At 70.7% G+C, this 21972-nt stretch carries 24 protein-coding genes; 12 read left to right on the top strand and 12 right to left on the bottom strand.

Features of this window, described 5'->3' with window-relative positions; translation table 11 throughout:
- Window positions 1-16 precede the first annotated feature (16 nt).
- Window positions 17-880: an EamA family transporter gene (locus BLV96_RS28475; protein ID WP_086678400.1), complete on the top strand. Its 864-nt coding sequence runs from the start codon at window positions 17-19 to the stop codon at window positions 878-880.
- A gap of 23 nt (window positions 881-903) precedes the next feature.
- Window positions 904-1278: a VOC family protein gene (locus BLV96_RS28470; protein ID WP_086678399.1), complete on the top strand. Its 375-nt coding sequence runs from the start codon at window positions 904-906 to the stop codon at window positions 1276-1278.
- On the opposite strand, the gene BLV96_RS28465 is transcribed toward BLV96_RS28470, so the two are convergent.
- On the bottom strand, window positions 1275-1895 hold the full coding sequence (locus BLV96_RS28465) for a class I SAM-dependent methyltransferase (protein ID WP_086678398.1): 621 nt from the start codon (window positions 1893-1895) through the stop codon (window positions 1275-1277). The genes BLV96_RS28470 and BLV96_RS28465 overlap by 4 nt on opposite strands.
- Window positions 1896-2010: 115 nt before the next feature.
- On the opposite strand from BLV96_RS28465, the gene lepA reads away from it, so the two are divergent.
- On the top strand, window positions 2011-3861 hold the full coding sequence (gene lepA, locus BLV96_RS28460) for a translation elongation factor 4 (protein WP_086678397.1): 1851 nt from the start codon (window positions 2011-2013) through the stop codon (window positions 3859-3861).
- Window positions 3862-3993: 132 nt separating this feature from the next.
- Window positions 3994-4563 carry a Uma2 family endonuclease gene (locus BLV96_RS28455; RefSeq protein ID WP_086678396.1) on the top strand — a complete coding sequence of 190 codons (570 nt, stop codon included), beginning with the start codon at window positions 3994-3996 and terminating at the stop codon, window positions 4561-4563.
- A gap of 61 nt (window positions 4564-4624) precedes the next feature.
- Here BLV96_RS28455 and BLV96_RS28450 read toward each other — a convergent pair whose 3' ends face one another.
- The 3 genes from BLV96_RS28450 to BLV96_RS28440 form a co-directional block, all read right to left on the bottom strand.
- Complete coding sequence (locus BLV96_RS28450; RefSeq protein ID WP_086678395.1) at window positions 4625-5200, bottom strand: PH domain-containing protein; 576 nt, start codon at window positions 5198-5200, stop codon at window positions 4625-4627.
- A gap of 16 nt (window positions 5201-5216) precedes the next feature.
- On the bottom strand, window positions 5217-5663 hold the full coding sequence (locus tag BLV96_RS28445; RefSeq protein WP_086678394.1) for a pyridoxamine 5'-phosphate oxidase family protein: 447 nt from the start codon (window positions 5661-5663) through the stop codon (window positions 5217-5219).
- Window positions 5664-5752: 89 nt separating this feature from the next.
- Entirely contained in the window at window positions 5753-7303 is a 1551-nt protein-coding gene (locus BLV96_RS28440) for a DUF8189 domain-containing protein (RefSeq protein WP_167379760.1), read from the bottom strand.
- A 254-nt stretch (window positions 7304-7557) separates the two neighbouring features.
- Here BLV96_RS28440 and BLV96_RS28435 point away from each other — a divergent pair, with 254 nt between their 5' ends.
- Window positions 7558-8790 carry a CHAP domain-containing protein gene (locus BLV96_RS28435; RefSeq protein ID WP_091389620.1) on the top strand — a complete coding sequence of 411 codons (1233 nt, stop codon included), beginning with the start codon at window positions 7558-7560 and terminating at the stop codon, window positions 8788-8790.
- Between the two features lie 54 nt (window positions 8791-8844).
- Here the strand turns inward: BLV96_RS28435 and BLV96_RS28430 are convergent, their stop codons facing one another.
- Window positions 8845-10617 (bottom strand): family 20 glycosylhydrolase, encoded by a 1773-nt coding sequence (locus BLV96_RS28430; protein ID WP_086671374.1) that lies wholly within the window; start codon window positions 10615-10617, stop codon window positions 8845-8847.
- Window positions 10618-10724: 107 nt separating this feature from the next.
- Between BLV96_RS28430 and BLV96_RS28425 the strand changes: the two genes are divergently transcribed.
- From BLV96_RS28425 to BLV96_RS28415, 3 genes are read left to right on the top strand one after another with little or no spacing between them, the layout of a single operon-like run.
- Window positions 10725-11234 (top strand): MarR family winged helix-turn-helix transcriptional regulator, encoded by a 510-nt coding sequence (locus BLV96_RS28425; protein WP_086671376.1) that lies wholly within the window; start codon window positions 10725-10727, stop codon window positions 11232-11234.
- A 50-nt stretch (window positions 11235-11284) separates the two neighbouring features.
- A complete protein-coding gene (locus BLV96_RS28420) occupies window positions 11285-11641 on the top strand; it encodes a nuclear transport factor 2 family protein (protein ID WP_086671378.1) in 357 nt (118 codons plus the stop codon).
- A gap of 17 nt (window positions 11642-11658) precedes the next feature.
- Entirely contained in the window at window positions 11659-12708 is a 1050-nt protein-coding gene (locus BLV96_RS28415) for a nitronate monooxygenase (RefSeq protein WP_086671380.1), read from the top strand.
- On the opposite strand, the gene BLV96_RS28410 is transcribed toward BLV96_RS28415, so the two are convergent.
- The 3 genes from BLV96_RS28410 to BLV96_RS28400 form a co-directional block, all read right to left on the bottom strand.
- Window positions 12705-14159, bottom strand: a complete 1455-nt coding sequence (locus BLV96_RS28410; protein WP_167379759.1) for an amino acid permease — start codon at window positions 14157-14159, stop codon at window positions 12705-12707. The two genes, BLV96_RS28415 and BLV96_RS28410, sit on opposite strands and share 4 nt — an antisense overlap.
- 93 nt (window positions 14160-14252) lie before the next feature.
- Window positions 14253-15290 carry an alpha/beta fold hydrolase gene (locus tag BLV96_RS28405; protein WP_091389618.1) on the bottom strand — a complete coding sequence of 346 codons (1038 nt, stop codon included), beginning with the start codon at window positions 15288-15290 and terminating at the stop codon, window positions 14253-14255.
- Window positions 15291-15427: 137 nt separating this feature from the next.
- The gene (locus BLV96_RS28400) at window positions 15428-16393 is read right to left on the bottom strand and encodes a quinone oxidoreductase family protein (protein WP_086676856.1); all 966 of its coding nucleotides are present in this window, start codon (window positions 16391-16393) and stop codon (window positions 15428-15430) included.
- Window positions 16394-16452: 59 nt separating this feature from the next.
- Between BLV96_RS28400 and BLV96_RS28395 the strand changes: the two genes are divergently transcribed.
- The 3 genes from BLV96_RS28395 to BLV96_RS28385 are packed head-to-tail and all read left to right on the top strand — an operon-like array spanning window position 16453 to window position 17491.
- A complete protein-coding gene (locus BLV96_RS28395; RefSeq protein ID WP_086676857.1) occupies window positions 16453-16656 on the top strand; it encodes a hypothetical protein in 204 nt (67 codons plus the stop codon).
- Between the two features lie 11 nt (window positions 16657-16667).
- On the top strand, window positions 16668-17126 hold the full coding sequence (locus tag BLV96_RS28390) for a guanyl-specific ribonuclease (protein WP_086676858.1): 459 nt from the start codon (window positions 16668-16670) through the stop codon (window positions 17124-17126).
- Window positions 17123-17491, top strand: coding sequence for a barstar family protein (locus BLV96_RS28385; protein ID WP_086676859.1), 369 nt, complete (start codon window positions 17123-17125; stop codon window positions 17489-17491). Before BLV96_RS28390 ends, BLV96_RS28385 begins: the two co-directional genes overlap by 4 nt.
- On the opposite strand, the gene BLV96_RS28380 is transcribed toward BLV96_RS28385, so the two are convergent.
- A complete protein-coding gene (locus BLV96_RS28380; protein WP_086676860.1) occupies window positions 17466-18431 on the bottom strand; it encodes an Lrp/AsnC family transcriptional regulator in 966 nt (321 codons plus the stop codon). The genes BLV96_RS28385 and BLV96_RS28380 overlap by 26 nt on opposite strands.
- Window positions 18432-18533: 102 nt before the next feature.
- On the opposite strand from BLV96_RS28380, the gene BLV96_RS28375 reads away from it, so the two are divergent.
- A complete protein-coding gene (locus BLV96_RS28375; RefSeq protein WP_086676861.1) occupies window positions 18534-19805 on the top strand; it encodes an MFS transporter in 1272 nt (423 codons plus the stop codon).
- On the opposite strand, the gene BLV96_RS28370 is transcribed toward BLV96_RS28375, so the two are convergent.
- From BLV96_RS28370 to BLV96_RS28360, 3 genes are all read right to left on the bottom strand, one after another.
- Window positions 19802-20569: an enoyl-CoA hydratase family protein gene (locus BLV96_RS28370; RefSeq protein WP_086676877.1), complete on the bottom strand. Its 768-nt coding sequence runs from the start codon at window positions 20567-20569 to the stop codon at window positions 19802-19804. The two genes, BLV96_RS28375 and BLV96_RS28370, sit on opposite strands and share 4 nt — an antisense overlap.
- Window positions 20570-20654: 85 nt before the next feature.
- Window positions 20655-21284 (bottom strand): cyclase, encoded by a 630-nt coding sequence (locus tag BLV96_RS28365; RefSeq protein ID WP_086676862.1) that lies wholly within the window; start codon window positions 21282-21284, stop codon window positions 20655-20657.
- 182 nt (window positions 21285-21466) lie between these two features.
- Entirely contained in the window at window positions 21467-21949 is a 483-nt protein-coding gene (locus tag BLV96_RS28360) for a hypothetical protein (protein ID WP_086676863.1), read from the bottom strand.
- Window positions 21950-21972 lie beyond the last annotated feature (23 nt).

Below are 21972 nucleotides of genomic sequence, written 5' to 3'. Positions count from 1 at the left end.
AAACCCGAAGGGTCCCATGAACGCCACCGCCCTGTCCCTCGTCCTCGTCGCGGCCGTCGTGCACGCCGGCTGGAACCTGGCCGCCAAGCGGATTTCCTCCGGTGGCACCCAGTTCGTCTGGCTCTACTACACCGTCGGTGCCGTCGTGCTGCTGCCGATCACGGTCGGGCAGCTCGTCGTCGAAGCCGACCGTCCACAGTGGAGCTGGCTGCTCGCCGCGGTCGTCACCTCCGTGCTGCACATCGCCTACGGCATCGTCCTGCAACGCGGGTACCGCGTCGGCGACCTGTCGGTCGTCTACCCGGTCGCGCGGGGCACCGGGCCGCTGCTGTCGGTGCTGGCCGCCGTCCTGGTGCTCGGCGAACGGCCCGGCCCGCTCGGCCTGCTCGGCGCGTTCCTCGTCGTCGCCGGGGTGCTGGTGATCAGCACCGGCCGCAAGGCGGAAGACCCTCAGGCGGTGAAGGCGGGGATCTTCTACGGCCTGCTGACCGGGGCCGTCATCGCCGGCTACACGCTCTGGGACGCGCACTCGGTGACCGGCCTCGGCGTGCCGCCGGTCGTCTACTTCGGCCTCGGCTCGATCCTGCAGAGCCTGATGCTCGGGCCCACCGCGCTGGCCGGGCGCGCCGAGGTCGGCCGCGTCTGGCGCGTGCACCGCCGGGAAGTGCTGCTCGTCGGCCTGCTGTCGCCGGTCGCCTACATCCTCGTGCTGTTCGCCCTGACGATGGCGCCGGTCAGCCTGGTCGCGCCGGCGCGGGAGCTGAGCATCGTGCTCGGCGGCGTCGCCGCGTGGCTGGTGCTGGGCGAGCGCGACGCCGTCCGGCGCCTCGCGGGGTCGGTGATCGTGCTGTCCGGCATCGCCGCGATTGCGGCCGCCTGAGCACGTCCGGTAGGGATGGTCGGATGGAAGTCCTGAAGAGCAGGCTGATCGTCCGACCTCGTGACGTCGATGCGACGACGGCGTTCTACCGCGACACCCTCGGCCTGGCCGTGGAGCGCGAGTTCCCCGGCGGCACCGTGTTCTTCCTCGGCCACGGTTCCCTGGAGGTCTCCGGCCGGGGCGACGCGGGTTCGTCACCCGACCTGGTGCTCTGGCTGCAGGTCCGTGACCTCGCCGGGACGCTGGCCGGCCTCAAGGCGCGGGGCCTGGAGCCGGTGCGGGACGCCCAGCGCGAGCCCTGGGGCCTCGACGAGGCCTGGATCGCCGATCCGGACGGCACGCGCATCGTGCTGGTCGAGGTGCCCGAGGGCCACCCCATCCGCGTGGACACCCGCTAGGCGGGCTTGACGGCGCGCAGTTGCGCGGCCAGCGCGGCGAAGCCGGGCGGCTCCCACGTCCAGGTTTGCAGGTCGGCGAAGCCCGCTTCGGCGGCTTCGTGGGCCAGGACGTGCCTGCTCACGGGCAGCCACTTCTCGTGCGCGGACAGCAGCAGCCGCCCGCCGGGGCGCAACACCCGGAACAGCTCGGCGAACCCGGCGCGGCGGTCGTCCCACAGCATGACGTTGTTCACGCTCAGCACGACGTCGACGGAACCGCCGGGCTCGCCGGTGTGCGCCGCCGACCCCTCGCGCAGCTCGACGCGGTCGCCGCAGCGCTCGCGGCAGAGCCCGAGCATCTCGGGGGAGGGGTCGACGCCGATGGCGCGCCCGGCCAGCCGCGCGGCGGCGTCCAGGCCGACGCCGGGACCGGGGCCGACGACGAGGACGGTGTCGTCCGGTTCGAGCCGGGCCAGGTCGACGACGCGCTGCTCGGTGGCGGCGTTGCCCCGCGCCATCACCCAGCCGCCGAGGCGGCCGAGCGGGCCGGAGGGGTGACCGAACGCACGGTCGAGAACTCGGGCGAAGCCGCTGGTCTCCGGCTGGGGAGGGGGTGCCGGCTGGTGCGAAGTGCTCATACTTCGAGGGCACCACGGATCGCGGAACCCCGCATCGGGGATGACCCCCACCCGCACCCGGAGGGCCATGGGAACATAGAGGTGGCCATCCCCGACTTTCCGAGGACTCATTCGAGTGACAGCGCTCAACAAGTTCGCCGACACCACCTTCACGCCTCCGGAGCTCATCCGGAACTTCTGCATCATCGCGCACATCGACCACGGCAAGTCCACCCTGGCCGACCGCATGCTGCAGCTCACCGGCGTCGTGGAAGAGCGGGCCATGCGCGCTCAGTACCTCGACCGGATGGACATCGAGCGCGAGCGCGGCATCACGATCAAGGCGCAGAACGTCCGGCTGCCCTGGAAGGTCGACGGCCAGGACCACGTCCTGCACATGATCGACACACCCGGCCACGTCGACTTCACCTACGAGGTGTCCCGGGCGCTGGAGGCGTGCGAAGGCGCGATCCTGCTGGTCGACGCCGCACAGGGGATCGAGGCCCAGACGCTGGCCAACCTGTACCTCGCGCTGGAGAACAACCTCCAGATCATCCCGGTCCTCAACAAGATCGACCTGCCCTCGGCCGACCCCGACAAGTACGCGGGTGAGCTGGCCCACATCATCGGCTGCGAGCCGGAAGACGTGCTGCGGGTCTCGGCCAAGACCGGCATGGGCGTCGGCGAGCTGCTCGACGAGGTCGTGAAGACGGTCCCGGCCCCGCAGGGCGACGCCGACGCGCCCGCCCGGGCGATGATCTTCGACTCGGTCTACGACACCTACCGCGGCGTCGTCACCTACATCCGCGTCGTCGACGGCAAGATCACGCCGCGCGAGAAGATCAAGATGATGTCGACCGGTGCCACGCACGAGCTCCTGGAAGTCGGCATCATCTCGCCGGAACCCAAGCCCAGCAAGGGACTCGGCGTCGGCGAGGTCGGTTACCTCATCACCGGCGTGAAGGACGTCCGGCAGTCCAAGGTCGGCGACACCGTGACGTCGGAGCGCCACGGCGCGAAGGAAGCGCTGGCGGGCTACCGCGAGCCGAAGCCGATGGTCTACTCCGGGCTGTACCCGGTGGACGGGTCGGACTACCCCGAGCTGCGCGAGGCGCTGGACAAGCTCCAGCTCAACGACGCCGCGCTCGACTACGAGCCGGAGACGTCGGTGGCGCTGGGCTTCGGCTTCCGCTGCGGCTTCCTCGGCCTGCTGCACCTGGAGATCACGCGCGACCGGCTCGAGCGCGAGTTCGGCCTCGACCTGATCTCGACGGCCCCGAACGTCATCTACCGCGTGGTGCTCGAAGACCGCAGCGAGGTCGTCGTGACGAACCCGTCGGACTGGCCGACGGGGTTGAAGATCGCCGAGGTCCACGAGCCGGTGTCGAAGGTGAGCATCCTCGCGCCGTCGGAGTTCGTCGGCACGATCATGGAGCTGTGCCAGACGAAACGCGGCACCCTGCTGGGAATGGACTACCTGTCCGAGGATCGCGTCGAGCTGCGGTACAACATCCCGCTGGCGGAAATCATCTTCGATTTCTTCGATACGCTGAAGTCGCGCACGCGCGGGTACGCGTCCCTCGACTACGAAGAGGCCGGCGACCAGATCGCGGACCTGGTCAAGGTGGACATCCTGCTGCAGGGCGAAACGGTGGACGCGTTCTCGGCGATCGTCCACAAGGACGCGGCGTACGGCTACGGAAACCGAATGGCGACGCGCCTGCGCGAGCTGATCCCGCGCCAGCAGTTCGAGGTCCCGATCCAGGCGGCGGTCGGCTCGCGCATCATCGCCCGCGAAACGATCCGCGCGATCCGCAAGGACGTTCTGGCCAAGTGCTACGGCGGTGACATCTCGCGTAAGCGCAAGCTGCTGGAGAAGCAGAAGGAGGGCAAGAAGCGGATGAAGACCGTCGGGCGGGTCGAGGTCCCGCAGGAGGCTTTCGTCGCGGCACTGTCCACTGAGGACTCGGGCAAGAACAAGAAGTAACTGTTCTATTGATGTGACACCGGCGCCCATATTCACGCCTCCGCGTGAATATGGGCGCCGAACCCGTGTTCGAGGCCGTTCTTGTCGGTGCCGTCTGGTTCGCTCTGGTGCGAAGAGCGAAAGGAGGGCACCATGACTCTCATGATGGACTTCCAGTATCCGACCGGGTCGGGCCCCATGACGGTGCGCGACCTGAAGGGGATGCCGGATGACGGCCGAAGACACGAACTCATCGACGGAGCGCTGCTCGTGACGCCGGCGCCCGGGTTCGGCCACCAGAAGATCGCCTACCGCCTGTACGGCGTGCTGGAAGCGGCTTGCCCGCCCGAATTGGACGTGGTCGGGGCGCCCTTCGCGGTGCACCACGGCGACCGGACCGAACTGCAGCCGGACGTCCTGGTCGGGCGCACCGAGGACTTCACAGCGAAGAATCTTCCGGCGGCCCCGGTACTGGCGGTCGAAGTGCTGTCGCCGAGCACGGCGATTCACGACCTCAACACGAAGAAGGCGGTCTACGAGCGGCTCGGGACCGGCAGCTATTGGGTGATCGATCCGGAGGAGCCCGCGCTCACGGTGTTCGAACTGGACGAAGACGGCTGCTACCAGCAGGTGGCCAAAGCAGCGGGTGACGAGGTCTGCGAGCTCGGGCGGCCGTTCCCGGTGCGGATCGTGCCGAGGGAGCTGCTCGGCCGGCTCCGCTGAGGGGCGGCCCGGCCGGTTTGGTCCAGTGGGATCGAGGTCAGCTGCCCGGCTGAGTTCCCCGTCAGCGGATCCGCGGCGTCCCCCGGAGCTGGGCGTGCAGCTGCCGGTGCCGCAACTCCTTCCGGAGCCGCTCGACCACCGCGTCGAACAACCCCGGGTCCAGCACCGCCGTCTGCTCGAACTGCCTCCTCTGCGGCGGCGCCGGCTCCAGCCGGCCACGCGGGGCGTACCGCTGCACCGAACTCTCGATGCCCCCTCCCGTGACCAGGTCGAGCCACAGAGCGTCGCGCAGGTGACCGTCGCCGAAACGGGCCGAGCGCCGAACCGAGACGTCCGCTATCTGGGACCACGGCACCACCCGGCTGCTCAGCGTGCCCGCCGGCAGGCGGAGGCCCTCGTCGCCGATCGTGAGGTCGCGCAGGCTCGCGAAGCCGCGCTTCAGCTCGCGCGCCCGGGACACGCGGAACCCGACGATGGCGATCAGCACGGATGCCGCGTACGCGCCGCCGATCAGCCACGGTGACAGGCCGCGCAGCACGCCGGCCACCAGCGCTGCCCCGAACGCGGCGTCGACGACCACGAGCAGGCCGATCAGGATCTTGACCGGCGTGCTCACGCGGCGCGGTGACTCGGGCAACGGGTCGACTCCTCGGTCAGGGATTCCCGATTATCCGGTCCGCCGTCACGAACACCGCGACCCGGCGCTCTTCGGCCATCACGCGGTCGTACTCGTCCCAGTCGTCGTGCGTGCCGGTCGCCGCCTTGAAGACGTCGCGCAGGAGCTTCGGCAAGCCTGCCTCGTCGAACGCGGGGTCGGGGTCGTCCGGTCCGATCAGGTGGGTGGCGCCGGTGACCGACACCCAGTTCCAGCCGCGCCGGAAAGTGACGGTGGCGTGCCCGGCCCGCCGCAGCAGCGCGAGCTTGTGCGCCTGCCCGACCGCGACGTAGGCGACGCCCGGAGCGCCGGTCACCGGGTCTTCGATCACCCCGGCGTTGACCACCGAGGAGTGCACGGTGCCATCACCCCGCGTCGTGGCGACGGTGGCGAGGCCGTTCTCCCGCAGCGACAGCGTGCGCACCTGCTCCAGATCAACGCTCATGCCGCAATCTAACCCGTGGAGCAGGCCGGGTGTTCCGCTTTCACCGCCTGCAGTCTGGTGCTGACCGTCCGCGCAGGAATACGCGCGGGTCAGGGGGCGAGCACGCCGTTGGTGACGAGTTGCAGCGGAACCCAGGTCGAGCCGGGAGAGGGTTGCCAGGTGTTGTAGAGCTGGCCGTCCGCACCGCGCGCGAAGGCGACGAGTCCGCCCGTCGAAGCCGTCTCGACATCGGGAACGCCGGTGGGTGTGAGGCCTCCTCCGCCGATCACCGTCCAACCCTGCCAGGCGCTGCCGGGCGCCGTTTGCCACGTTGTGAGCAGGACACCGTTGGCGTTGACGGCGAACGCGGAGAACCTGCCATCGGGTTCGCGGTGCATCGCGGGAGAACCGGCGAGGCCGCCGCCACCCGTGACGAGCTGCAGCGGGACCCACGTCGACCCCGGTGACGGCTGCCAGGTGTTGTAGAGCTGCCCATCGGTGCCCCGGGCGAGCAAGACCAGGCCGCCGGTCGACGCGACGTCCACCGCGGGTTTGCCCGACAATGGGGTACCGCCCGCGATGACGGTCCAGGGCTGCCAGGCGCTCCCCGGCGCCGTTTGCCAGGAGCTGATCAGAACACCGTTCGAGTTGATCGCGTAGGCGGACAGCCTCCCGTCCGGTTCGCGATGGATCGCCGGTACCCCGGTGACGCTGCCGCCGGGGGTCACCACCTGGAGCGGGACCCAGGTCGACCCCGGTGACGGCTGCCAGGTGTTGTAGAGCTGCCCGTCGGTTCCTCGGACGAAAACCACGAGCCCACCGGTCGATGCTCGATCGACGACGGGGACGCCGGTCACGCCACCACCGAGCACCGTCCAGGGTTGCCAAGCGCTGCCCACGGCCGTCTGCCAGGTCGTCAGGAGAGCTCCGGCGGTGCTGACCGCGTATGCGGAGAAGCGCCCGTCGGACTCGCGGTGGATCGCCGGCGGTGCGGCCAGGGCGCCTCCTGCGGTGACCGGCTGGAACGGGGTCCAGCTGGAACCGGGGCCGGATTGCCAAGCGTTGTAGAGCTGCTGGTCGGTACCCCGGGCGAACGCGACGAACCCGCCGTTCGTGGTCTGCGCGGCCGGCTGAATCGATTCGTGAGGGGGCGCGCCGGCCGGGGGCGGGACGATGTCCTTGAAGTGGATGTAGCCGCTGACGGAGTTCGCGGCGATGGTCCGCTCGCCATACGTCCCATTGAGGGAGTGGTTGTACTCCTCGATGGTCACCGTTCCGCCGGGGTTAACCGACTCGACCCAGGCGACGTGGCCGCTGGCCCACCAGGCGACGGCACCGACAGCCGGATTCCCGTCCACGACGTAGTTGCGTGTCTGGGCACCCAGCTGCCACCCGGCGGCGTCGGCGTGGAACGGCATCTCGAACCCGTTCCGCGCGTGCAGGCGCCACGCCACGAAACTCGTGCACTCCCGGTTCGCCATGCCCCACGAGTCGTAGACCGAATCCATCGGCGCGGCGCGCCACGTGGCCGGGTAGTCGTCGGTCCCCGCTTCGGCGGACGGGGTGATCAGCAGTGCCGCCGCAACCATGATCACCGTCGCCGAGGCTCGTGCCAGCCGGTGGGGCAGTGCCGACGAGCGCGGAACGAAGGATTTCGCCATGGTGTGCCTGCTTTCAGTGCCTCGAGTCCCGACGTACCCGGAGCCGAACCGGAACTTGTGCGGGCTGAGTCGCGCAGCGATCCCCGAACGCACGGAAACCGCGGGACTTCCACCATTCGGCTCAACACCAACGGACCCGCGGGCTCGGCGACGGAAACGAAGGTTCGGCCGAACGACTGATTTCGCCCTCGGCTGTGTCATCCGGCCGGTGCCCGGGCGATATCAGCCCGGTCGAAACGACCGCAAGGAGTCTGATGAGGGACAAGGAAACCAGCCGGGGCAGAGCTCTCCGGCGCCGGCTCGTGGTGGTGCTCGTCGCAATCACCGCAGCACTGGGCTTTCCGGCTGTCGCGGCCGCGGGGACGGACGACTACCCCGCTCAGTGGGGCGCCGCCGGCCAGGATTCGCTGCTGGATTCCTGGGGCTACTACAACCGGGAGTGCACGAGCTTCGTGGCGTGGCGCCTGCACGCGCGGAACGGCTACGAAATGCCGCGGGCCATCGGGAACGCCGGCGCCTGGGGCATGTGGTTCGCGCAGCGGGGCTACGCGGTGAACAGCTCTCCGGCGGTCGGTGCGATCGCCGAGTCGGCCGGTCACGTCGCCTGGGTGGAAGCGGTGAACGGTGACGGGACCATCACCGTCGAGGAGTACAACCAGAACTTCCAGGGAGCCTACGGGGAGCGGACGGTCCCGGCCTCCTCCTTCCACTTCATCCACGCCAAGGACATCACCGCGTCGGCAGGTGGCGGCAGCGTCGGAACCAGCGAGTACCTCGGCCGCGACTCCCTCGGGCCCGAGCAGCGGCTGTACCCGAACCAGTACCTCACCTCAACCGACGGCCGGCATGTGCTGATCCTGCAGGGGGACGGCAACCTGGTGTTGTACGGACCGGGTTACCGCGCGCTCTGGTCCAGCGCCACGGCCGGCCGGTCGGTGCACTCGCTGCTCGTGCAGGGCGACGGAAACCTGGTGCTGTACGGCACCGGCGGCCAGGGTGCGCTGTGGGCGAGCAACACCGCCGGCCGGGGCAGCTCGACACTGCGGCTTCAAGATGACGGCAACACCGTCCTCTACGCCGGGAACGGTGCGAGCTGGAGCACGGGGACCGCGAGCGGATCCGCGGGACTGATGACGACGTCCACGGAGCGGCTTGCGACCGACGAGAGGCTGTTCCCGGGGCAGTTCCTGCGTTCTTCCGACGGTCGCTACCGCCTCGCGCTGCAGAGCGACGGGAACCTGGTGCTCTACTCGCCGGGTTACCGCGTCCTGTGGGCCTCCGGGACGGCCGGGAAATCGGCGCATTCCCTGCTGATGCAGGCCGATGCGAACCTGGTGCTGTACGGCACCGGCAGCCAGGGTGCGCTGTGGTCGTCCAACCGCACCGGATCCGGAACTTTCGCGTTCACCTTGCAGAGCGACGGCAACGGCGTCGTCTACGGGGCCGTGGGCGCGCTCTGGACCACGGGAACGGGAGGACTCGTCTAGCCCCGGCGTGAACCGGGCGGGCCGGCACCAGCCGGCCCGCCCGAACCTCTCACCTCAGCAGGCGCCGTTGTCGGTCCAGGCTCCCCACTGGCCCGTCGTCCCCGGCTCCTCGCCCTGCGTCCACCACTTCGCCGTCCACTTGTGCCCGTTGTGGGACACCACGTTCCCGCCGGTGTACACCTGCGAGGCGCTCCACGCCGGGTCCGCGCACGTCCCCGGGTTCGACGTCCCGCCGGTGTCCCAAGCGACCTGGGACGACCGGTAGAAGTTGATCCCCTGGGCCACCCACCGCGGGGCCTGCGCGCCGAGCCGGGTGCGGAACGCCGTCCAGTCGTGCGTCGACCACGGGGACCAGCCCAGCTCCGCGTGCGCCGCCAGCCGGGGGAACGCCAGGTACTCGATGTCCGACGGTGTCACGACGGTTTCCGTCCACAGCGGCGATTCCACCCCGCGGACCGCCGACTCGCCGACGCCCGACAGGTACGCGCCGGGGTTCCAGCCGTACGCGTCCTGGACCTCGATGTAGCCCGCCCACGACAGGCCGATCGGCGTCGAGCTGTTGTACTTCTGGTCCACGTAAGCCTTGTTCGCCGGCGACATGATCACCTTGCTGCCGCGGGAAACCGCCGTCGACACGCCGGAATCCGACGTCGTCGTCCCCCAGAACTGCGGGGTCGCCGAAGCGGGCAACGCGGCCTTCGCGATGTCGTGCCAGCCCACCACCGACTTGCCCGTCGCCGCCACCAGGGGCAGCACCTTGTTCACGAACGTCACGTAGTCGGCCTGGGGAGTCGCCGATGCTTCGTCGCCGCCGATGTGCAGGTACGGGCCCGGGGTCAACGCCGCCAGCTCGCGCAGGACGTCCGCGATGAACGTGTACGTGATGTCCTTCGAGATGCACAGCGAGCTGTAGCCGACCGCGGTGTCCGTGCGCAGCGCCGGCGCCACGCCGTTGCAGTTCAGCTCCGCGTACGACGCCAGCGCCGCGTTCACGTGCCCCGGCATGTCGATCTCCGGGATCACCGTGATGTGCCGCGAAGCCGCGTAGTTCACGATGTCCGTGTACTGCGCCTTCGTGTAGTAGCCGCCCGCGCCGCCGCCGACCTGGGTGCTGCCGCCGTAGGTCGTCAGGCGGGGCCAGCTGTCGATCTGGATGCGCCAGCCCTGGTCGTCGGCCAGGTGCAGGTGCAGGTTGTTGATCTTGTACTGGGCGAGTTCGTCGAGGTACCGCTTGACCGTCGACACCGGGTGGAAGTGCCGGGCGACGTCGAGCATCGCGCCGCGGTAGCCGAACCGCGGGTAGTCCACGATCGTCGCGCCCGGGACGCTCCACGGCCCTGGCTGCGCGGTCGGGCTTTCGACGCTCCCGGGCAGCATCTGCCGCAGCGTCTGGACGCCGGCGAACAACCCGTCGGCCGTCTGGGCGCGCACGGTCACCGAGGACGCCGTCGACACCAGCTGGTAGCCCTGCGCGCCGACGGACGCGGGTGCGCCGCTGAGCAGCAGCGCCACGCTGTCGGCCGGCACGGACGCCGGGGCGTCGGACACCGGCAGCGCGAACCCGGTCGAGGGCCGCAGGACGCCGGCGAGGTAGTCGCCGACCTGTTTGGCCGGCGCCGACCCGGCCTCGGTGACGATCTTCGTCGTCGCGACCAGCGGGAACGTGACGCCGGCGGCCGGGGTCACCGAGACCGGCACCGGCACGATCGACTGCAACGCCGGCGTGGCCGCCGCGGCCGGCGTGAGGTGGGCGGCTGTCGTACCGGCGCCGACCAGGGCCAGCACGGCGAGTGCGCGGCCGAGCCGCCGCGCGTAGGACTGCTTCACCGGGGACCTCCTGGCGGGAAGGGCGCGACCTCGCCGTCGCACCTGCCCGGATCGTCGCATTTCCGCCGACGATGGTCTAGACCAAACTGGGTGGTTAAGCTCGCGCGATGCCGCAGGAGTTCGCGCCGGGCTCGCCGTTCGCGCTGCTTTCGCCCGCCGAAACGGCCGCCTGGTACGCGTACATGAAAGTGCACCTCCGCCTGGAGTACGAGCTGAACCGCCAGTTGCGGGCCGACAGCGGCCTGTCGCTCGCCGACTACCACGTACTGGTCGCCCTGACGAGCGAGTCCGGCGGCCGGATGCGGGTCACGGACCTGGCGATCCGCATCGGCTGGGAGCGCAGCCGGCTCTCGCACCACCTCAAGCGGATGCGTGAACGCGGCCTGGTCGCGACCGGCGTGAGTCCCGAAGACCGGCGCGCCACCGAGGTGGTGCTGTCCGAGGCCGGCTGGACGGCGTTGCGCGAGGCCGCGCCGGACCACGTCGAGTTCGTGCGCAAGGCGTTCCTGGACGCGCTGGGGCCAGGGGAAAAACCCCAGCTGGCGGCGCTGCTGGAACGGGTCTACGACGCGCTCGTCGAGCACGGCAGCCTGCCGCGGCCGGACGACCACCCCTGACAGTTGCGTGACATGTCACGTAATATGGCGCCGAACCCAGGAGGTACGACATGGCGACGGTGGCCGAACTGATGCGGGCGAACCTGCTCGAGGTCTTCAACGAGCGCGACGACGACCGGCGCGCTAAGGCGATCGCGGCGACGTACGCGACCGACGTCGAGTTCGCCGATCCCGAAGGCGTCGCGACCGGGCACGACGAGCTGAACGCCAAGGCGAAGGGGCTCCTGGACCAGTCCCCGGGGTTCGTGTTCGTGCCGGACGGCCCGGTTCTGGTCAACCACGACCTGGGTCACCTCGCTTGGGCGTTCGGCCCGGAGGGGGCACCGCCCGTCGTCCGGGGGATCGACGTCGCGCTCGTCGAGGACGGCCTCGTCACGAAGCTCTACACGATGGTGCTGCCCGCCTGAGTACTACGCTCAGGACCATGTTCGACGAGCTGACGTTCCCGGTCGTCGCCGCGCCGATGGCGGGCGGGCCCACCACCCCGGAGCTGGTCGCCGCGGTGACCGAGGCCGGTGGCTTCGGCTTCCTCAGCGCCGGCATGCTCACGCCCGCGGCGCTCGCCACGCAGATCGACCGGACGCGGGAGCTCACCGACGGCGGATTCGGCGTCAACCTCTTCGTCCCGCAGCCGGACACCGGCGTCGACGTCTCCGCGTACCGAGACCGGCTCGAAGCCTTCGCCCGCGAGTACGACGTCGAGCTCGGCGAACCGAAGTGGGACGACGACAACTACGCCGCGAAGCTGGACGTCGTGCTCGAGAAGCGGGTCCCCGTGGTGTCGTTCACCTTCGGCCCGCCCTCGCCGTCGGACGTCGTGCGCCTCAAGGAGGCCGGCAGCGCGGTCGTCGTCACCGTGACCACCCCCGAAGCCGCGCAACGGGCCGCGGACCTCGGCGCTGACGCGCTCGTCGTCCAGGGCTTCGAAGCGGGCGGGCACCGGAGTCTCTTCACCGACGACGCCCACCTGCCCGGCGGCGGCGCCGAATACGGCGTCCTCGCGCTGCTGCGCCTGGTCGCCGCCCGGGTCGAGCTGCCGCTGATCGCCGCCGGCGGCCTCGTGCACGGCGCGGACGTCGCGGCCGTGCTCGCCGCCGGGGCCGTCGCCGCCCAGCTGGGCACGATCTTCCTGCGGGCGGACGAAGCCGGGACCTCCGAGGCGCACCGCAAGGCCCTCGCGCTCGCCGAGCGCGAAACGGCGTTCACCCGCGCCTTCAGCGGACGCCCGGCGCGCGGGCTGGTCAACAAGTTCATGGACGCGCTCTCCGAGGGCGCGCCCGCGGCGTACCCGCAGCTCAACCACCTCGCGGGCCCGGTGCGCAAGGCCTCGGCGAAAGCCGGTGACCCGGAGGCGATCTCGCTGTGGGCGGGCCAGACGTATCCGCTCGCCTACGACGCCTCGGCCGCCGTCATCCTCGAGCGGCTGAAGGTCGAGGCGCGCGCCGCCGCCGCCCGCCTCGACCGGATCCGCTAGCCGCGCTCTTCGGCAGAGCCGGGAGCGCGGTTCAGGAGCGAGTGCCGCCGGCTGTAGAGGAAGTAGATCACCAGGCCGATGACGAACCAGACGCCGAACCGGATCCAGGTGGCCGGCTGCAGGAACGTGATCAGCCAGATCGAGAACACGACGCCGATCGCGGGGACCACCGGCATGCCCGGCGTCTTGAACGTCCGCGGCAGGTCCGGCTGCTTGTAGCGCAGCACGATCACCGCGACGCAGACCACGACGAACGCGAGCAGGATGCCGATGTTCGTCAGCTCCGCGGCCTCGCCGATCGGGAGCACGCCGGCGATGATCGCGGACGCGCCGCCGAGGATCCACGTCATCCGGCTCGGCACCTGGCGCTTGACGTTCGTCTTGCCGAACCACGCCGGGAGCAGGCCGTCGCGGCTCATCGAGTAGCCGACGCGGGTGGCGCCCATCAGGAACGTGAACAGCACGGTGAGGATGCCGATGATGGCGCCGATCGCGATCACCGTGGCCAGCCCGGACAGCCCGACCGACTTGAACGCCGTCGAGAAGCCGCTCTTCGGGTCGATTTCGGTGTACTTCTGCATGCCGGTCAGCACCAGGCAGGCCAGCACGTACAGGACCATCGAGATGGCCAGCGAGTAGAGGATCGCCTTCGGCATGTGCCGTTGCGCGTCCTTCGACTCCTCCGCGGCGGTGCTCATGGCGTCATAACCGAAGACCGCGAAGAACACTGTCGCCGCGCCGGTCACCGCGCCGCCGAAGCCGGCCGGGGCGAACGGCGTGTAGTTGCCGGTCTTGACGTAGAAGAAGCCGACCAGGATGACCACCAGCACGATCAGGACCTTGATCCCGACCATCGCCGTCTCGAACCGGGCGGCGCTGCGGATGCCGCGGTTGAGCAGGTACGCGATCAGCAGGCACAGCAGCGCGGCGAACAGGTCGACCTTGTGGCCCGGCCCGGTGCCGGGCGCGCCGAGCATCCACGCGGGCAGGTCGAGGCCGAGCTGGCCGAGCAGGAAGCTGAAGTAGCCGGAGATGCCGATCGCCACGACCGACACGATCGCGGTGTACTCCAGCAGCAGGTCCCAGCCGATGAACCAGCCGACGACCTCGCCGAGCACCGCGTAGCCGTAGGTGTAGGCCGAACCGGCCTTCGGGATCAGGCCCGCGAACTCCGCGTAGGAGAACGCCGCCGCGGCGCTCGCGACACCGGCGATGAGGAACGAGATCAGCACGGCCGGGCCGACGCCCGGGATGCCCGCCGAGTCGTCGCCGTGCGCGACGCTGCCGGCGAGGGCGAAGATCCCGGCGCCGATGATGCCGCCGATGCCGATGGCGGTCAGCTGCCACAGACCCAAAGTGCGTTTCAGGCCACCACTATCCGAAGTGTCCTGGATCTGGTCGATCGGCTTGCGCCGGAAGATGCCGGAGCCGGCACCCACTGGAGAGGACATCATCGACTCCCGAACGTCGCGGTGGACGGGCCCGGATCACGGACCCAAGGCCGGAACCTACCGCGATCCCGCTGTGAAGACAGTGTGAGCCGCTCAGCCCGCCGCGGTGTCCTCGCTCACGGCCGCCGTCGCCGCGGCGCGCTTGGCCTGGGTGGTCCGGACCGCGCTCGCCGCGAAGTAGCCGAGCAGCTCGGCGATCTCCACCGGGTCGTCCAGCTGCGGGCAGTGCCCCCAGTCCTCGCGGACGAGCAGCCGGCTGTGCGGCACCAGCGTGTGCAGCTGCCGCCCGGACGCCGCGGTGACGAGCTTGTCCTTGCCGCACGCGACGACCAGCAGCGGCACCTTCACCGACTCGAGCCGGTAGGCGTCGGCGAGTTCCGCGACCAGCTGCCGGGCCTGCTCGAGGCGGCTCTTGGTCGAGCGGTAGTCGGGGAACAGCGCGGTGAAGCGCTGCACCTGCACGGCGTCGGCGACGCTGGAGTCGGCGTACAGCAGCCGCGGGACGACCTGCTCGGCGACCTTGCGCACCAGGAAACCCGGCACGGGAACCGGCAGCGCCGAATACAGCCGCAGCGGCAGCGGATAGCGGGCCACCGCGCGGATCAGCCACGAGTCGACGAACCCGGGCGCGGCGATCGAGACGACGCCGGAGATCGGAAGACGACTGTTTTGAGCCGCGCGAAGGCTCATCGTGCCGCCGAGGGAGTTCCCGGCCAGCACGACCGAGCCGAGCACGGCTTGTTCGCGCACGACGGCGGTGGTGAACGCGTCGAGCTGGGGCAGCATCGGGCCGGGTCGCAGCGGCTGCGCGTCGCCGAACCCGGGCAGATCCACCGCGACCGCCGGGATCCCGGCGGCCGCGAGCTGCTCCAGGGCGGGGCGCCACGTGTCGGCGCTGTCGCAGTAGCCGTGCAGCAGCACCAGCCTCGGTGCCGCGGGCTTGACGTGCGGCGTGGCCGCGCGGCGACGCAGGGAACGACGGGGGAGTTCCGGGTCCGGAGCGGCTTCGCCGACCTCCAGGACGCGGGTGCGGACACCGGCGTAGCGCCGGAAGGAGACCCGGATCGGGTCCGGGTCGCTGCTGGACCGGCCGCCCGGTCCAGCCGAGGCGGGCCGCTTCGTCGCGGTCATACCCCGAGATTACCTTGCGACCATTGGGTTTTGGTCGAATTAAGGTGCTAACGACCGGGTCTCGAACTGAGTACGTTAGGGATTCACGAGATGCCGAGCTGGGCGGAACAAGCCGATCCGCCCAGCTCAGCGGGGGTCTAGCGAGTGAAGACGATCTTGCCGGCGGTCTCGCCGTCGAGCATCGCCCGGAACCCCTTAGGGGCCTCGGTGAAGGGCAGTTCGGCACCGATCTGCGGCCGCACCCCGGTCAGGTCGAGGTAGGCGAGCAGGTCCGCGAGCTCGTCGCGGGTGCCCATGGTCGAGCCGGCGACGCGCAGCTGGAGGAAGAAGACGCGCTGCAGCTCCGCGCCCGCGTCCGCGCCGCTGGTCGACCCGGACACCACGATGATGCCGCCCGGCTTGAGGGATTTGACCGAATGCGACCAGGTTGCCTTGCCGACGGTCTCGAACACGGCGTCGACGCGCTCGGGCAGCCGCGCGCCCGATTCGAACGTCTGGTGCGCGCCGAGGCTCGAGGCGAGCGCGCGCTTCTCCTCGGACCGGCCGGTCACCCAGACCCGCAACCCGGCCGCGCGGCCGAGCTGCACCAGCGCCGTCGAGACGCCGCCGGAGGCACCCTGCACCAGCATCGTCTGGCCCGGCCGCAGCCCGGACTTCACGAAGAGCATCCGGTAGGCGGTCAGCCACGCCGTGCCCATGACGGAGGCCTCGGCGAAGCTCAGCGCGGCCGGCTTCGGCACGACGTTGCGCGCCGGCACGATCACGTGGTCGGCGAACGTGCCCTGGTGCTTCTCGGTGAGCAGGCTCCGCTTCGGGTCGAGGGTGTCGTCGCCCTGCCAGCCCGGCGCGTTGATCACGGCGTGGACGACGACCTCGGAGCCGTCGTCGAGGGTCCCCGCGCCGTCGCAGCCGAGGATCATCGGGAACTGCTCGGGCTTGATGCCGACGCCGCGGAGCGTCCAGAGGTCGTGCATGTTGAGGCTGGCCGCCTTGACGTGCACGCGGACCCAGCCCTCCGGCACGTCGGGTTCGGGGCGCTCGCCCACGACGAGCGAGTCCAGCGGGCTTTCGGCGTTGGGTTCCTGCGCGTACACGGCGAACATGAGTGGCAACGTACCTCCCCGGGAGCGCGGGGGCAGCAGGGCGCGCGTAGGCTCACACCGTGTTCAACGGGCTTGCCGACTGGTGGGACGGGGTCGAGCTGTGGCTCGCCCAGGCGTGGTTCCCGGTCCAGTTCGTGCTGGTCATGGTGGTCGTCGTACCGCTGTGCCTGGCCGCCGCGTGGGTGCTCGACAAGCTCGTCGGGCTCTTCGCCCGCAGGCTCGCTCCGGGGCGTGACGACGACCGCTCCGACACCCCGTCCTAGGCTGGCGCACCATGTTCAACCGAAGGCGGATCACCGCCGCGCTGATCGGGCTCCTCGTGCTGGTGCTGGGGGGCTGGCTGGTCAAGGACGTCGTCAGCGACGGCTCCCCGGCGGCACCCTCACCCAGCCCCTCGGCGAGCGCGCCGGCCAAGGGCGGCGCGGCCGTGCCGGGCGCGGACTCCGGGCTGCCCCTCAAGGGCCTCTCGACGCTGCCGCCACAGGCGTCCGACACGTGGAAGCTGATCGAAAAGGGCGGGCCGTACCCGTACCCGCGCAACGACGACGTCGTGTTCGAAAACCGCGAGAAGCGCTTGCCCGGCAAGAAGTCCGGCTACTACCACGAGTACACCGTGAAGACCCCGGGCAGCGCCGACCGCGGCGCGCGGCGGCTGATCACCGGGCAGGCGCACGAGCTGTACTACACCGGCGACCACTACGCGTCGTTCGTCGTCGTGGACCCGGCCCGATGAGCGCCTCGGAGCAGGCGAAGGCCGCCGCGGAGGCGGCCTTCGCGAGGGGCGCGTACCCGCACCTCGTGAATTCGCGGGCGACCGTGGACAAGGCGAGCACGCTGACGGCGTTCGCCGAGGCACTGTCCTTTCCGGACTACTTCGGCCACAACCTCGACGCGCTGTACGACTGCCTGACCGACCTCTCCTGGCTGCCGCCGGGGGAGCACGTGCTGATCTGGCCGGGCTCGGAAGCGTTGCGCACGGCCGAACCCAAGACGTACCTGGCGATCCGCAGCGTGCTTTCCGACGCGCAGCGCGCGCTCGGGCCGAGCGGCCGCAGCGCCGGTTCGTGGCGGCTCACGGTCGTGCTGCCGGACGCCTGAGGCGCTTGACGGTCCGGATCACGGGTGCGCTTTCGAGCGTCTGCACCCCGCGGATCCCGGCGACGCGGTCGGTGAGGTAGCGGTAGAAGTCGCGCGCGTCGCGGCAGTTCACCATCGCCGTGAGGTTCGTGCCGCCGGTCGTCGCGACGGCGAACGACGTCTCCGGGTGACTCGCCAGCGCCGCACCCGCCTCGGCCAGGTGCGCCGGTGACACCGTCAGCCACAGCCGCGTCTCGGAGTGGAAGCCGAGCCCGGCCGGCGAGAGGTCGAGGTGGTAGGTCAGCGTGCCGTGGCGCCGCAGCACCTCCATCCGGCGCCGCACCGTCGAGTCGGCCCAGCCGGTGACCTTCGCCAGGGTCGTGTAGCTCGCGCGCCCGTCGTGGGCGAGGGCGTCGAGCAGGGGCCGGTCCGCCGGCTCCGGCGGAACACCGGCGCCTTCGGGTGGCGGCGGCCGCAGTCGCTTGATCTGGCCGGGGGACAGGCAGTGCAGGCCGCCCCACCCGTCCGGGAGTGCGAACGTGTGCAGCAGTTCGTGCGCCGAAACAGCGGTGACGCGGTTCGCGCGCGGCAGCTTGCGCAGCAGGAGGTCGTCCCGCCCGGCCGAGCCGGGTGCGTGCACGGTGCAGGAGATCTCGGTGCCGCCGGAGAGCAGGTGCACCCACGAAACGTCGGGGCGGTCGGCGAGTGCGTCCGCGACGGCGGCCCCGGCGTCCGGGGTCGTGCGCAGGCGCAGGGTCCAGCTCGTGTAACCGACTTCGCCGCCGTTGACCGCGCCCGTGACGCGCAGGACGCCGGCGGTCCGCAGCCGCTGGTAGCGCCGGGCGACGGTGTTCTCCGAGACGCCGAGCACCTGTCCGAGGGTGCGCATCGGCGCCCGGCCGTCGAGCTGCAGGGCGTGGACCAGGCCGCGGTCGACGTCGTCGAGCGTGACGGTTTCCATGCGTCGACGGTAGCTCATGACGGTATCCGGCGGATTTGTCGATTTGTCTGGTAGCGATCGGCGCCGTGACCACACCCTTCGGGGCACACGAAGGGAGTTTCGATGCGCAAGTGGTGGCCGCTCGTCGCGGTCTGTGCCGGGTCGTTCCTGTTCCTGCTGGACACCACCGTCGTGACGGTGGCGCTGCCCCGGATCGGCGCCGACCTGTCGGCGTCGGTCGAGCAGCTGCAGTGGGTGCCGGACGTCTACACGCTCGTCCTGGCGGTGCTGATGCTCGCGGTGGGTTCGCTCGCGGACCGCTGGGGTCTGCGGCGGGTGTTCCTCGCCGGGGTGGCGGTGTTCGGGCTGGCGTCCCTGGCCTGCGGGTTCGCCGGGGACATCGGGACGTTGATCGCGGCCCGCGGGGTGCAGGCGGTCGGCGGCGCGGCGCTGGCGGTGACGGGGTTCGCGGTGCTGGCCGCGTGCTACGACGGGCGGGCGCGGGGGACGGCGATCAGCGTGTTCTTCGCGGTGAACGGGCTCGGCGCGGCGGCGGGTCCGGTGGTGGGCGGCGTGCTGACGGAGTACTTCGGCTGGGCGGCGATCTTCTTCGTCAACGTGCCGCCGGCGTTGCTCACCGCGGTGCTCGCGGCGGTGGCGTTGCGGCCGGCCACCCCGGCCCGGCGTGGCCGGTTCGACGTCGCGGGCGCGGTGTGGTTCGCGGTGTTCGCCGCGAGCCTGGTGCACGGGTTGACTTCGGAACCGGTCGCACTGGTGGTTTCGGCGGTCGCCTTGGCGGGGTTCGTGATCGTGGAACGGCGCCGGGCGGAACCGTTGCTGGAGCTGGGGTTTTTCCGCGACGGCCGGTTCACGGCGCTGGTCGCGTGCGCGGCGGCGTCGACGCTGACCTTCGCGGCACTGGTGTACGTGTCGTTGTGGCTGAGCCGTTCGCATTCGCCGGTCGAGGCCGGGCTCGCGATGGCGCCACTGGCCGTGGCGTCGTTCCTGACCTCGACGTTCCTGGGCAAGGTCCTGCACCGGTTCCCGCCGCGGGTCCTGCTGGGGGCCGGGGTGCTGCTGGGCGCGCTCGGCTGCCTGGTGCTGCTGGTCGCCGGGATCCGGCTCGGCTTGGCGGTGACCGGCGTGGGCGTGGGGATCGCGGGCCCGGCAACAGGAGCGGCGATCACGGCCGCGGCGCCGCCGGGACGGGCCGGGATGGCCGCGGGGATCCTCACGACGACCCGCCAGTTCGGACAGACGCTGGGGGTCGCGGTGCTCGGGATCGCTTACCAGGCCGGGGGTTTGACGCCGGTGTACGTGGTCGCCGCGGTGTGCGGCGGGGTGACGGGCCTGCTCGCGCTGGTTCCGCGCGAGCGGGCCGTCGCCACCGGCTAGTCCTGCGGTACCCAGTTCGGCTTGCGCTTCTGGGCGAAGGCGAGGATGCCCTCCTGGCCTTCCTCGCTCGCGAAGAACTTGGCCGACAGCCCCAGCATTTCCTCGAAGCCCTCCGACGGCGTGGCCGGGCGGGGGCGGCTCAGCAGCGCCTTCGTCTCGGCGAGTGCCTTGGGGCCGCCCGCCGCCAGCGCCTTCACGAACCGCGTGACTTCGGCGTCCAAGTCGGACGTCGCCGAGTTCAGCAGGCCGATCTCGACCGCGCGGCGGGCGTCGAAGGTGTCGCCGGTCAGGAACAGCTCGTGCGCCGCGCGCGCGTTCAGCCGCGGCAGGACCGTCAGGGAGATCACGGCCGGGACCACGCCGATGCGGACCTCCGAGAAGGCGAACGTCGCTTCCGGCACGGCGACGGCGATGTCGCACGCGGCGACCATGCCGATGCCACCGGCTCGCGCGGGGCCGGCCAGGCGCGCGACGACGGGCTTCGGGCTCGTCCACAGCTGCTCGAGGATCTTCGGGAACTCGTTCACGCCCTGGTCGCCCGCGCCGGCGCCGCGGGCCTCCTTGAGGTCCATCCCGGCGCAGAACACCGGACCCGTGTGGGTCAGCACGATCACGCGCACGGCGTCGTCGCCCGCCGCCTTGGCCAGCGAGTCCGAGAGCTCGCGGCGGAGCTGGGCCGAGAGCGCGTTGCGGTTGTGCGGGGAGTCCAGGGTGATCGTGGCGGTGCCGCCCACCACGTCGTAGTGCACCAGTTCGTCAGCCATGACCGACACCCTTGCACATCCGCGGCGCGCGGCCGGTGTTACGCGGGCCACCCCGCGGGATCTCACCCGCGGGGTGGCCCGGCGGTCAGCCGATGGTCGTCGTGGTGAAGACCGGGCTGGGGTTGGGGAAGCACGCCGTCGGGGCGGTGAGGTCGCCGATGATCGTGCTCGCCACCGCCTTGAACGTCAGGCCCGGGTCGCTGTAGCTGGTGCCGGACAGCTTCGTCTCGATCGTGCCCGACTGGCCCGCGGTCAGGTGGGCGGTGATGGTCGGCAGCTCGAAGGTGGCGCCGCCGGCGATCGGGCCGGGGAAGCTCAGGGTCGCGACGCCGTTCGCGACCGCGATGGTGGGCGCGGTGCTGCCGAGCCCGGAGCCCCCGGTCAGGTCCGCGCCGACGTACGTGGAGTTGGCCGGGACCGGGAACTTCAGCGCGAAGGTGTTGATGTTCTTGACCTTGTTCCCGCTCACCTCGCTCGGCACGGTGTTCGGCGCGGGATCGATGACGACGTCGAACGCCCCACCGGGCGCGACCGTGGCGGGCGCGGTGACCTCGGTGTCCTGGTTCAGCGACACCTGTTGCGGCCCGACGATCGGGGCGTCGGCCTGACAGTCGAAGGTGACTGCGGTGGCCGCCTGCGCCGGGGCGGCGAGAGCGATCGGGAGGGCCGCGACCGCGACCAGGACGCCGAGCTTGGAAAGGTGAAGAGCTTTCATCTGTATCCACCTACCTGCGGTTTCAAGAGGGGAGGGAGAAAGCTGCGCAGCGTTTAGATAGTTACCGGCAAGTTAACTAGCGCGTCAAGGATTTACCGTTCCCATACGCGCAGGGTGAAGTCAAATGTGAATAAGACTCGCCTTTTGGCGGTGGTGAGTCGCCCTGCGCTACCGACAGTGGATCATCCGACGGGAAGCCGGCACCGGCTGCCCACGCCGAAGGTCAGCACGAACCGGTGTCCGCGCAGCAGCTCGGGCGCCGTGGTCGCGGCCGGCGGCCCGCTCGACCGCTCGAAGACCGGGTCGTACACCGGCCGCTCGACGAACTCCTTCGCCCACGGAGCGCTCGACCGCTCCACCGACGACACGCTCAGGGAGCTCGGCCCGCCACAGTCCGTCGTCCCGGACGCCGGCTCCGGAACGAGGTAGGTGACGGCGGGTACGGTCGCGGCGTCGCCGCGATGGGTCGTTTCGTAGTAGGCGAGGGCTGTCTCCAGCCGTTGGTCACGGTCGGACCAGCCCAGCTTCCGCGTCGCGGCGTCGACGGCGCGCAGGACGTCCGGCAGTTCGCCGTCGAACCCGGCCTGCCGGGCGTAGTCCGTCAGGCACGTGAGCGTACCGGGGTCGCGCTCGCCGAAGCTGGTGGCGTAGTCGGCTTCGCACACCTCTCGCACGCGAGATTCGGTCC

Origin of the sequence: Amycolatopsis pretoriensis (assembly GCF_900107925.1) — a bacterium.
Taxonomy (GTDB): Bacteria; Actinomycetota; Actinomycetes; order Mycobacteriales; family Pseudonocardiaceae; genus Amycolatopsis; species Amycolatopsis pretoriensis.
This window is presented reverse-complemented; position numbering and strand designations above follow the sequence as displayed.